Raw genomic sequence first — 12,053 nt, forward strand, 5'->3', positions numbered from 1 at the left:
GCCAACAGCGGCGGCATGCTCATGCTGGCGAACGGCGGCACCATCGCCGGTGGCGCGGTGGGCATCGCCAACAGTGGCACCCTGGGCCTGCTCGCTAACACGGGCCTGCTGTCGGGTGTGACGGCGCTGTCCAACGCGGCCAACGCCACCCTGGGCACGGTCAGCAACACCGGCACCATCGCGGGCAACATCGTCAACCTGGCGTCGGGTGACCTGGTGCTGGCGGGCAGCGGCGGCACGCTGACCGGCGGGACGATCAGCAACACGGCGTCCAACGTGGTGTTCGCCGGCGGCAGCGCGGTGATCGGCGACGCGATCAATGTCGGTGGCCACACGGTGGTCAACAACGGCGCCAGCCTGGCCTTGGCCAGCACGCTCAGCATCACCGGCAACTACAGCCAGGCCAACGGCACGCTGGCCCTGGGCACACTGTCGGCGGTGGTCAGCGGTGTGGCGGCCATCACTGGGGGCACCATCACCGCCAGCGTGTCGTCCACCAGCAACTATGTGGTGGGCGGCAGCGGCGGCGTGGTGCTGGTGCAGGGCGGTTCGGGCTCCAGCTACACCGGGGTCAGCCTGACCTCGGGCGTCAGCGGCCTGACCATCGCGGCGGGCACGCAGACCATCGGGTCCAACGTCGACCTGGTGGCGGACGCGGTCAACGACTACATCGGCGGCACGCTGGGGACCCTCAACAACACCGGCACCATCAGCGGCGTGGCGACGGCGGCCTATATCGCCGGCACGGGCACGCTGGGCACGCTCAGCAACAGCGGGCTGCTGCAGGGCACGCTCTATGGCCTGCACAACCTTGGCACCGTGGGCCTGGTGGCCAACAGCGGCACCATCGACGGCACGGTGGGCCTCTATAATGAGGGCAGCATCGGCACGGTGCTGAACAGCGGCGCCCTGATCGACACGGCCGGCCCCACGGCCGCCGGGCTGAACAACGCGGGCACGCTGGGCACGCTGGTCAACAGCGGCACCATCAGCGGCGTGACGCATGGTCTCTACAACAGCGGCACCCTGGGCGGGGTCGCCAACAGCGGCCTGATTACGGCGGTGACGGCGCTGTACACCAGCGGCAGCCTGGGCACGGTGGCCAACAGCGGCACCATCGCCGGCAACATCGTCAACGACAGCGCCACCGCGCTGGTGCTGACGGGCGGGGCTGGAGCCACCATCGGCACCCTGACGGGCCAGTCCGGCGTGGGTACGATCACCAGCACGCTGGCCAACGTGGTGTTGGCGTCGGGCAATCTGCTGCTGAACGACCGCGTCACCCTGGGGACGGGGACGCTGATCAACGCCGGCGCTTCCCTGACCCTGGCCAGTGTCATTGGTGTCACCGGCGCCTACAGCCAATCCGCCGGTACCCTGGTGGTGGACGGCGGCGCCCAGCTGGCGGTCAGCGGGGCCGCAAGCATTACCGGCGGCACGGTCCTGGCCAGCTTGTCCGGCACCGGCATCTACCTGGCCGGCAGCGGCGCCACGCTGGTGACCGGCACCACCGGGTCCAGCTATGCCGGGGCCACCGTCATGGCCACCGGCGCCACCGGTCTCACCAGCACTGGCATGGTCCAGGGCACCAACCTGGTCCTGGCCTATGGCAGCGATTATGTCGGCGCCGGCCTGGCCACGCTGTCCAACACCATCAGCGTCAGTGGCGTCACCCAAGCCGTCCATGTGGCGGCCGGCGGCAGCATCGGCACGCTGTCCAACACCGGTACGCTCAGCGGCAGCACCGCCGCGTTGTACATCGCCGGCACCGTGGGCCGGGTGGACAACCGTGGCCTGATCCAGGGCGATATCCTCAACGCCGGTGGTACCCTGACCATCGCCGGCGGCAGCGGCGGCACCATCGGCACCCTGACCGGCCAGTCTGGCATGGGCACCATCACCAGCACCGGCGCCGATTTGGTCTTCGCCAGCGGCAATCTGTTGCTGAACGATGCCATCAACGCCACCGGGCACACCGTGGCCAATGCCGGCGCCCATCTGGTCCTCTCCAGCATCGTCAGCATCTCCGGCGCCTACACCCAGTCCGCCGGCACCCTGGCGCTCGCGGCTGGCGCCGGCCAGCTGGTGGTCAGCGGTACAGCCAGCCTGACCGGCGGCACGGTCAGCGCCAGCCTGTCCAGCATCGGCAACTACCTCGCGGGGACCTTCTACACCCTGGTGCAGGCAGGCTTGGCCTCGTCCTACGCCGGTGTCACGGTGGCGACGGCGGGCATCAGCGGCCTGTCTGGTGCCGGCTCGGTCGCCACCATCGGCGGGGCGCTCGACCTGCTGCTGGCGGTGGGCAACGATTATGTCGGCGGCACCCTGGCGACGCTGACCAATAGCGGCACGCTGGCGGCCGGCACCGCCGTCTATGTCGAGGGCACCGGCAGCCTGGGGGCCCTGACCAATAGCGGCACGCTGACGGGTACCGCGGGCGCCGGCATCGCCGTCATCGGCCATGTCGGGACCATCACCAATACCGGCTTGGTTCAGGGCAGCGTGGGCCTGTCCAACATCGGCGGGTCGATCGGCCTGCTGGACAACCAGGGCACCATTGTCGGCACGGCCACCGCCGTTTCCAACCAAGGCAGCCTGATCACACTGAGCAACAGCGGGCTGATCACCGGCAGGACCGGCGTCAATCACCAGGGCAGCACCCTGGGTCTGCTGTCCAACGGCGGCACCATCAGTGGCGTCACCTACGGTATCTATGACAGCGGCAATACCGGCACCATCCGCAACAGCGGCCTCGTCAGTGGCCGGACGGCCCTCTATTTGAACAGCAGCGCCGCCACTGTGAGCAACAGCGGCCTGATCGCCGGCACCACCATCGGCGTGCGCTCCGCCGCCAGCACCACTCTGGTGGTCAACAGCATTGGCGGCACCATCAGCGGCCGCACGGCCGTCTCCCAGTCCGCCATCCTGAATACCCTGAGCAACGCCGGGTTGATCAGCGGCACGCTGTACGGCCTGAACAATGTCGCTGGCATGACCTTGGTGGCCAACACCGGCACCATCAGCGGCGGCACGGCCGTCTATACGTCCGGCGGCCTCACCACCCTGTCCAACGCCGGGCTGATCGCTGGCACCAATGGCTACGGCGTGGCCAACGCGGGCGGCATCACTGCGCTGCTCAACACCGTTGGCGGCACCATCAGCGGGGCCACCGCCGTTCTCAACAGCGGCGGCCTCACCACCCTGTCCAATGCCGGCCTGATCACCGGCGCCACCATCGGCGTCAAGAACAATGGCGGCGGCATCAGCCAACTGATCAACGCCGCTGGCGGCACCATCAGCGGCGTGACCGCCCTCTACAATAGCGGCAGCGGCGGCCTCAACACGCTGGCCAACAGCGGCGTCATCGCCGGCAACATCACCAACCTGGGCGTCGGCGACCTGACGGTCAGTGGTGGCGCCGGCACGGTGGCCGGCACGCTGACCGGCCTGAGCGGCCAGGGCACCATCGCCAACGCCAATGGCAACCTGGTGTTCAGCACGGGCAACCTGGTGCTGAACGATGCCGTCAGCGTCGGCACCTACGCCGCCCTGAACCTGGGGGCTGCCCTGTCGCTGACCAGCATCGTCAGCATCACCGGCGCCTACAGCCAGACCGCGGGCACCCTGGCGGTGGCCCCTGGTGGCCAACTGGCGGTCAGCGGTGCCGCCAGCATCACCGGCGGCACGGTGTCGGCGGGCCTGACAGGCACGGGCAACTACCTGGCGGGCAGCCTCTCCACCTTGGTGAGCGGCGGGGTCGGGTCCAACTACACGGGCGCCACGGTGATCAGCGGCGTCACCGGGCTGGCCAGCAGCGGCAGTGTCAGCGGCACCAGCCTACTGTTGGCGATCGGCAACGACTATATCGGCGGCACCTTGGCCACGCTGGCCAACACCGGCACGTTGAGCGCCGCCACGGCGGTGTACATCGCCTCGACCGGCTCCCTGGGCACGCTGGCCAACAGCGGCACCATCCTGGGCAACATCGTCAACCTGTCGGCCCAGGACCTGGCCATCGCCGGCGGCACGGCCGGCACGGTGGGTACGCTGACCGGGCAGTCGGGCATCGGCGTGATCCGCAACGCGCTGGGCAACGTCACCCTGTCGGGTGGCCTGCTGCTGAACGACACGGTCAGCGTGACCGGGCACACCCTGGTCAACGCCGGCGGCACCATCGGCCTGGCCAGCATCATCAGCGTCGATGGCGCCTATAGCCAGGCGGCGGGCACGCTGGTCGTGGCCGTCGGCACGGGCAAGCTGGTCGTCAGCGACGGCGCCGTTCTGAGTGGCGGCACCATCGCCCTCAGCGGCGCCCCCACTACCGCCAACTACCTGGTGGGCCAAGGCAGCAGCACGGTGATCCAGGGCGGCGTCGGCTCGTCCTACACCGGCCTGACCTACAGTTCTGGCGTCACCGGCCTGGCCCTGGCCGGCACCACCAGCGGCACCAATCTGCTGATGGCGGTGGGCAACGACTATGTCGGCACCGTGCTGGGCACCCTCGCCAACAGCGGGGCGATCAGCGCCAGCACCGCGGTCTATGTGGCGGCGACGGGCTCCCTGGGGTCCTTCAGCAACACCGGCGTGCTGACGGGCGCCAGCGCGGCGCTGAACAACCTGGGCACCATCGGCTCAATCGCCAACGGCACGCTGGGCACCCTGGGGGTGATGGCCGGCGGTGTGGGTGTGGCCAACGCCGGGGTGATCGGCACCCTGGTCAGCTACGGCACCATCACCGGCACCACCGGTGCTGGCGTGGACAACCAGGGCAGCATCCTGGCGCTGGGCAACGCCGGTCTGATCAATGGTGTCACCAGCGGCATCAGCAATGCCGGAACCCTGGGCCTGTTCCTCAACATCGGCGTGGTCTCCGGCAACATCGGGCTCACCAACAGCGGTGTGCTGGGCACGGCGCTGAACCAGTCGGGCGGCATCATCGGCTCGGTCACCGGTGTCGCCAACAGCGGCGGCATGCTCATGCTGGCGAACGGCGGCACCATCGCCGGCGGCGTGGTGGGCATCGCCAACAGCGGCACCCTCGGCCTGCTGGCCAACAGCGGCCTGCTGTCGGGTGTGACGGCGCTGTCCAACGCGGCCAACGCCACCCTGGGCACGGTCAGCAACAGCGGCACCATCGCGGGCAACATCGTCAACCTGTCGTCGGCTGACCTGGTGCTGGCGGGCAGCGGCGGCACGCTGACCGGCGGGACGATCAGCAACACCGCGTCCAACGTGGTGTTCAGCAGTGGCGCCCTGTTGCTCAACGACGCCATCGACGTCACCGGCCACAGCGTCGTCAACAGCGGCGCCTCCCTGGCGTTGACCTCCCTCATCAGCATCACCGGCGCCTACAGCCAGACGGCCGGCACGTTGGTGCTGACCCCCGGTGTCGGCCAGCTGGCGGTCAGCGGCGTGGCCAGCCTCGGCGGAGGCACGGTGGTGGCCAGCCTGTCGGGCACGGGCAACTTCCTGACGGGCGACGCCTACACCCTGGTGCTGGGCGGGGCGGGGTCCAGCTATACCGGCGCCACGGTGACGGCGGCCGGCCTGAGTGGCCTGGGCGTCTCAGGCAGCGTCGCCACCATCGGTGGCAACGTCGACCTGCTGCTGTCGGTCAACAGCGACTATATCGGCGGCAGCTACGGCACGCTCAGCAACACCGGCACGGTCAACGCCGTCACGGCCCTCTATATCGCGTCCACCGGCACCTTGGGACGGTTGGCCAACACCGGCGCCCTGCAGGGCAACATCGTCAACCTGTCGTCCAACGCGCTGACCATCACCGGCGGCACCGGCACCACGGTCGGCACCCTAACGGGCCAGTCGGGCATGGGCACGATCACCAGCACGCTGGCCAACGTGGTGCTGGCCTCGGGCAATCTGTGGCTGAACGACCAGGTCACTCTCGGCAGCGGCACGCTGGTCAACAGCGGGGCCTCGCTGCGCCTGACCACCCTCGTCTCGGTGACGGGCAGCTACAGCCAGACGGGCGGCACGCTGGCGCTGGGCTACGGCAACCAGCTGGCGGTCAGCGGCGCGGCGGTGCTGACGGGCGGTACGGTCGCGGTCAGCGGCGTGCCGGGGACGCTCAACCTGCTGGCGGGCGTGGGCGGTGGCACCGCGCTGGTGGCCGGCGGCGTCGGCTCCAGCTACAGCGGTCTCAGCTACAGCGCCGACGTGACCGGCATGGAGGTGACGGGCAGCGTGGGCGGCACCAGCCTGTTCCTGGCCGGCCTGAACGACTATGTCGGCGGCACGCTGGGCACGCTGTCGAACAGCGGGACGATCAGCGCCAGCAACGCGGTCTATGTGGCGGCGACGGGCTCCCTGGGGTCCTTCAGCAACACCGGCGTGCTGACGGGCGCCAATGCGGCGCTGGACAACCTGGGCACCATCGGCTCGATCGCCAACGGCACGCTGGGTACCCTGGGGGTGATGGCCGGTGGCGTCGGTATCGCCAACGCCGGGGTGATCGGCACCCTAGTCAGCTACGGCACCATCACCGGCACCAGCGGCGCCGGCGTGGACAACCAGGGCACGATCAACGCCCTGGGCAACGCCGGTCTGATCAATGGTGTCCCCAGCGGCATCAGCAATGCCGGGACGGTGGGCCTGTTCCTCAACATCGGCGTGGTCTCCGGCAGCATTGGCTTCACCAACAGCGGTGTGCTGGGCACGGCGCTGAACCAGGCGGGCGGCATCATCGGCTCGGTCACCGGCCTGTCCAACAGCGGCGCCATGCTCATGCTGGCGAACGGCGGCACCATCGCCGGCGGCGTGGTGGGCATCGCCAACAGTGGCACCCTGGGCCTGCTGGCCAACAGTGGCCTGCTGTCGGGTGTGACGGCGCTGTCCAACACGGCCAACGCCACCCTGGGTACGGTCAGCAACACCGGCACCATCGCGGGCAACATCGTCAACCTGTCGTCGGCTGACCTGGTGCTGGCGGGCAGCGGCGGCACGCTGACCGGCGGCACCATCACGAACACGGCGTCCAACGTGGTGTTCGCCGGCGGCGCGGCGGTGATCGGCGACGCGATCAATGTCGGCGGCCACACGGTGGTCAACAACGGCGCCAGCCTGGCCTTGGCCAGCACGCTCAGCATCACCGGCAACTACAGCCAGGCCAGCGGCACGCTGGCGCTGGGCACACTGTCGGCGGTGGTCAGCGGTGTGGCGGCCATCACCGGCGGCACCATCACCGCCAGCGTGTCGTCCACCAGCAACTATGTGGTGGGCGGCAGCGGCGGCGTGGTGCTGGTGCAGGGCGGCTCGGGCTCCAGCTACACCGGGGTCAGCCTGACCTCGGGCGTCAGCGGCCTGACCATCGCGGCGGGCACGCAGACCATTGGCGGCAATGTCGACCTGGTGGTGGCGGCGGTCAACGACTACATCGGCGGCACGCTGGGGACCCTCAATAACACCGGCACCATCAGCGGGGTGGTGACGGCGGCCTACATCACCGGCAGCGGCAGCCTGGGGACGCTCGCCAACAGCGGCGTGTTGAACGGGGCGCTGTACGGCATCCGCAACCAGGGCACCATCGGGCTGGTCAGCAACGGCGGCACGGCCACCGGCCTGATCGGCCTCTATAACCAGGGCAGCATCGGCACGGTGCTGAACAGCGGCGCCCTGATCGACACGGCCGGCCCCACGGCCGCCGGGCTGAACAACGCGGGCACGGTGGGCACGCTGGTCAACAGCGGCACCATCAGCGGCGTGACCCACGGTCTCTACAACAGCGGCACCCTGGGCGGGGTCGCCAACAGCGGCCTGATCACGGCGGTGACGGCGCTGTACACCAGCGGCAGCCTGGGTACGGTGGCCAACAGCGGCACCATCGCCGGCAACATCGTCAACGCCAGCGCCACGGCGCTGGTCCTGACGGGCGGCGCGGGCGCCACCATCGGCACCCTGACCGGCCAGTCGGGCATGGGCACGATCACCAGCACGCTGGCCAACGTGGTGCTGGCTTCGGGCAATCTGTGGCTGAACGACCGGGTCACTCTCGGCAGCGGCACGCTGGTCAACAGCGGGGCCTCGCTGCGCCTGACCACCCTCGTCTCGGTGACGGGCAGCTACAGCCAGACGGGCGGCACGCTGGCGCTGGGCTACGGCAACCAGCTGGCGGTCAGCGGCGCGGCGGTGCTGACGGGCGGTACGGTCGCGGTCAGCGGCGTGCCGGGGACGCTCAACCTGCTGGCGGGCGTGGGCAGCGGCACCGCCCTGGTGGCCGGCGGCGTCGGCTCCAGCTACAGCGGCCTCGTCTACAGCGCCGACGTGACCGGCATGGAGGTGACGGGCAGCGTCGGCGGCACCAGCCTGTTCCTGGCCGGCCTCAACGACTATGTTGGCGGCACGCTGGGCACGCTGTCGAACAGCGGGACGATCAGCGCCAGCAACGCGGTTTATGTGGCGACGACGGGCTCCCTGGGGTCCTTCAGCAACACTGGCGTGTTGACGGGAGCCAGCGCGGCGCTGAACAATCTGGGCACCATCGGCTCGATCGCCAACGGCACGCTGGGCACCCTGGGGGTGATGACCGGTGGCGTCGGTATCGCCAATGCCGGTGTGATCGGCACCCTGGTCAGCTACGGCAGCATCACCGGCACCAGCGGCGCCGGCGTGGACAACCAGGGCAGCATCCTGGCACTGGGCAACGCCGGGCTGATCACCGGCGTCCCCAGCGGCATCAGCAATGCCGGGACGGTGGGCCTGTTCCTCAACATCGGCGTGGTCTCCGGCAGCATCGGCTTCACCAACAGCGGTGTGCTGGGCACGGCGGTGAACCAGGCGGGCGGCATCATCGGCTCGGTCACCGGCCTGTCCAACAGCGGCGGCATGCTCATGCTGGCGAACGGCGGCACCATCGCCGGTGGCGTGGTGGGCATCGCCAACAGCGGCACCCTGGGCCTGCTGTCCAACAGTGGCCTGCTGTCGGGTGTGACGGCGCTGTCCAACGCGGCCAACGCCACCCTGGGTACGGTCAGCAACAGCGGCACCATCGCGGGCAACATCGTCAACCTGTCGTCGGGTGACCTGGTGCTGGCGGGCAGCGGCGGCACGCTGACCGGCGGGACGATCAGCAACACGGCGTCCAACGTGGTGTTCGCCGGCGGTGGCGCGGTGATCGGCGACGCGATCAATGTCGGCGGCCACACGGTGGTCAACAACGGCGCCAGTCTGGCCTTGGCCAGCACGCTCAGCATCACCGGCAACTACAGCCAGGCCAGCGGCACGTTGGCACTGGGCACGCTGTCGGCGGTGGTCAGCGGTGTGGCGGCCATCACCGGCGGCACCATCACCGCCAGCGTGTCGTCCACCAGCAACTATGTGGTGGGCGGCAGCGGCGGCGTGGTGCTGGTGCAGGGCGGCTCGGGCTCCAGCTACACCGGGGTCAGCCTGACCTCGGGCGTCAGCGGCCTGACCATCGCCGCCGGCACCCAGACCATCGGTGGCACCGTCGACCTGGTGGCGGACGCGGTCAACGACTACATCGGCGGCACGCTGGGAAGCCTCAACAACACTGGCACCATCAGCGGCGTGCTGACGGCGGCCTATATCGCCGGCAGCGGCAGCGTGGGCAGCCTGGCCAACAGCGGCACGCTGTCGGCCAGGCTGTACGGCCTGCGCAACCTTGGCTCCGTGGGGGTGGTGGACAACAGCGGCACGGCCACCGGCGTGGTCGGCCTGTACAACCAGGGCAGCATCGGCACGGTGCTGAACAGCGGGTCGCTGCTGGACGCCCCGGCGGCGGCGGCGGCCGGTCTGAACAATGCCGGCGTCATCGCCGCCGTGGTCAACAGCGGCACCATCAACGGCGCCAGCTATGGCCTGTACAACAGCGGCAGCATCGGCGCGGTCAACAACAGCGGGATCATCAGCGGCGCCACGGCGCTGTACACCAATGGCAGCCTGGGCACGGTGGCCAACAGCGGCACCATCGCCGGCAACATCGTCAACGACAGCGCCACCGCGCTGGTCATCAGTGGCGGCGCAGGCGCCACGGTCGGCACCCTGACGGGCCAGTCGGGCATGGGCACGATCACCAGCACGCTGGCCAACGTGGTGGCGGCGTCGGGCAATCTGTGGCTGAACGATCAGGTCACTCTCGGCAGTGGCACGCTGGTCAACAGCGGGGCCTCGCTGCGGCTGACCACCCTGGTCAGCGTGACGGGCAGCTACAGCCAGTCGGCCGGCACGCTGGTGCTGGGCTACGGCAACCAGCTGGCGGTCAGCGGGGCAGCGGTGCTGACGGGCGGCACGGTCGCGGTCAGCGGCGTGCCGGGGACGCTCAACCTGCTGGCGGGCGTGGGCGGCGGCACCGCGCTGGTGGCCGGCGGCGTCGGCTCCAGCTACAGCGGTCTCAGCTACAGCGCCGACGTGACCGGTATGGAGGTGACGGGCAGTGTGGGCGGCACCAGCCTGTTCCTGGCCGGCCTGAACGACTATGTCGGCGGCACGCTGGGCACGCTCTCCAACAGCGGGACGATCAGCGCCAACAACGCCGTCTATGTGGCGGCGACGGGCTCCCTGGGGTCCTTCAGCAACACCGGCGTGCTGACGGGCGCCACGGCGGCATTGAACAACCTGGGCTCCATCGGCTCGATCGCCAATGGCACGCTGGGCACCCTGGGGGTGATGACCGGTGGCGTCGGTGTCGCCAATGCCGGGGTGATCGGCACCCTGGTCAGCTACAGCAGCATCACCGGCACCACCGGCGCCGGCGTGGACAACCAGGGCACGATCAACGCCCTGGGCAACGCCGGGCTGATCAATGGTGCCACCAGCGGCATCAGCAATGCCGGGACGGTGGGCCTGTTCGTCAACATCGGCCAGGTCACGGGCGGCAGCCGGGCCATCGCCAACAGCGGCAGCCTGCTGGTCCTGCAGAACGCCGGCCTGCTGTCGGGTGTGACGGCGCTGTACAACGCGGCCAATGGCACCCTGGGCACGGTCAGCAACAGCGGTACCATCGCCGGCAACATCGTCAACCTGTCGTCGGCTGACCTGGTGCTGGCGGGCAGCGGCGGCACGCTGACCGGCGGCACCATCACGAACACCGCGGCCAACGTGGTGTTCGCCGGCGGTGGCGCGGTGATCGGCGACGCGATCAATGCCGGCGGCCACACGGTGGTCAACGACGGCGCCAGCCTGGAACTCGCCAGCACGCTCAGCATCACCGGCAATTACAGCCAGGCCAGCGGCACGCTGGCCCTGGGCACGCTGTCGGCGGTGGTCAGCGGTGTGGCGGCCATCACCGGCGGCACCATCACCGCCAGCGTGTCAGCGACTCAGAACTATGTGGTGGGTGGCAGCAACGGCGTGGTGCTGGTGCAGGGCGGTTCGGGCTCCAGCTACAGCGGGGTCAGCCTGACCTCCAGCGTCGACGGCCTGACCATCGCCGCCGGCACCCAGACCATCGGCGGTACCGTCGACCTGGTGGTGGCGGCGCTCAACGACTACATCGGCGGCACGCTGGGGACGCTGGCCAACACCGGCACCATCAGCGGGGTGGTGACGGCGGCCTACATCACCGGCAGCGGCAGCCTGGGGACGCTCGCCAACAGCGGCGTGTTGAACGGGGCGCTGTACGGCATCCACAACCAGGGCGCCATCGGGCTGGTCAGCAACAGCGGGACGGCCACCGGCGTGATCGGCCTCTATAACGAGGGCGTCATCGGCACGGTGGTCAACACCGGCCTGCTGAAGGACGCGCCCGCGGCCACCGCCGCCGGACTGAACAACGCCGGCGGCATAGCCGCCGTGGTCAACCAGGGCACGATCAGCAGCGTGGCCTATGGCCTGTACAACAGCGGCACGATCACCAGCCTGGCCAACAGCGGGCTGATCAGCGCCACCGACAGCGTCACCGGGCGGGGCTTGAGCAACACCGGCACCATCGGCACGGTCAGCAACAGCGGCACCATCACCGGGGTGACGGCGATCTACACCCAGGGCAGCCTGGGCACGGTGGCCAACAGCGGCACGATCGCCGGCAACGTGGTCAACACCAGCGCCAACGCCCTGGTGCTGACCGGCGGCACCGGCAG

The 12,053-nt window shown here is 69.7% G+C and carries 1 protein-coding gene; it reads left to right on the plus strand.

The window, feature by feature from the left end; translation table 11 throughout:
• The coding region (locus FHS74_RS29855; RefSeq protein WP_184807920.1) for a beta strand repeat-containing protein at positions 1-12,053 on the plus strand (12,053 nt) is incomplete at both ends.

The sequence above is a fragment of the Nitrospirillum iridis genome (assembly GCF_014205765.1).
Lineage (GTDB): Bacteria > Pseudomonadota > Alphaproteobacteria > Azospirillales > Azospirillaceae > Nitrospirillum > Nitrospirillum iridis.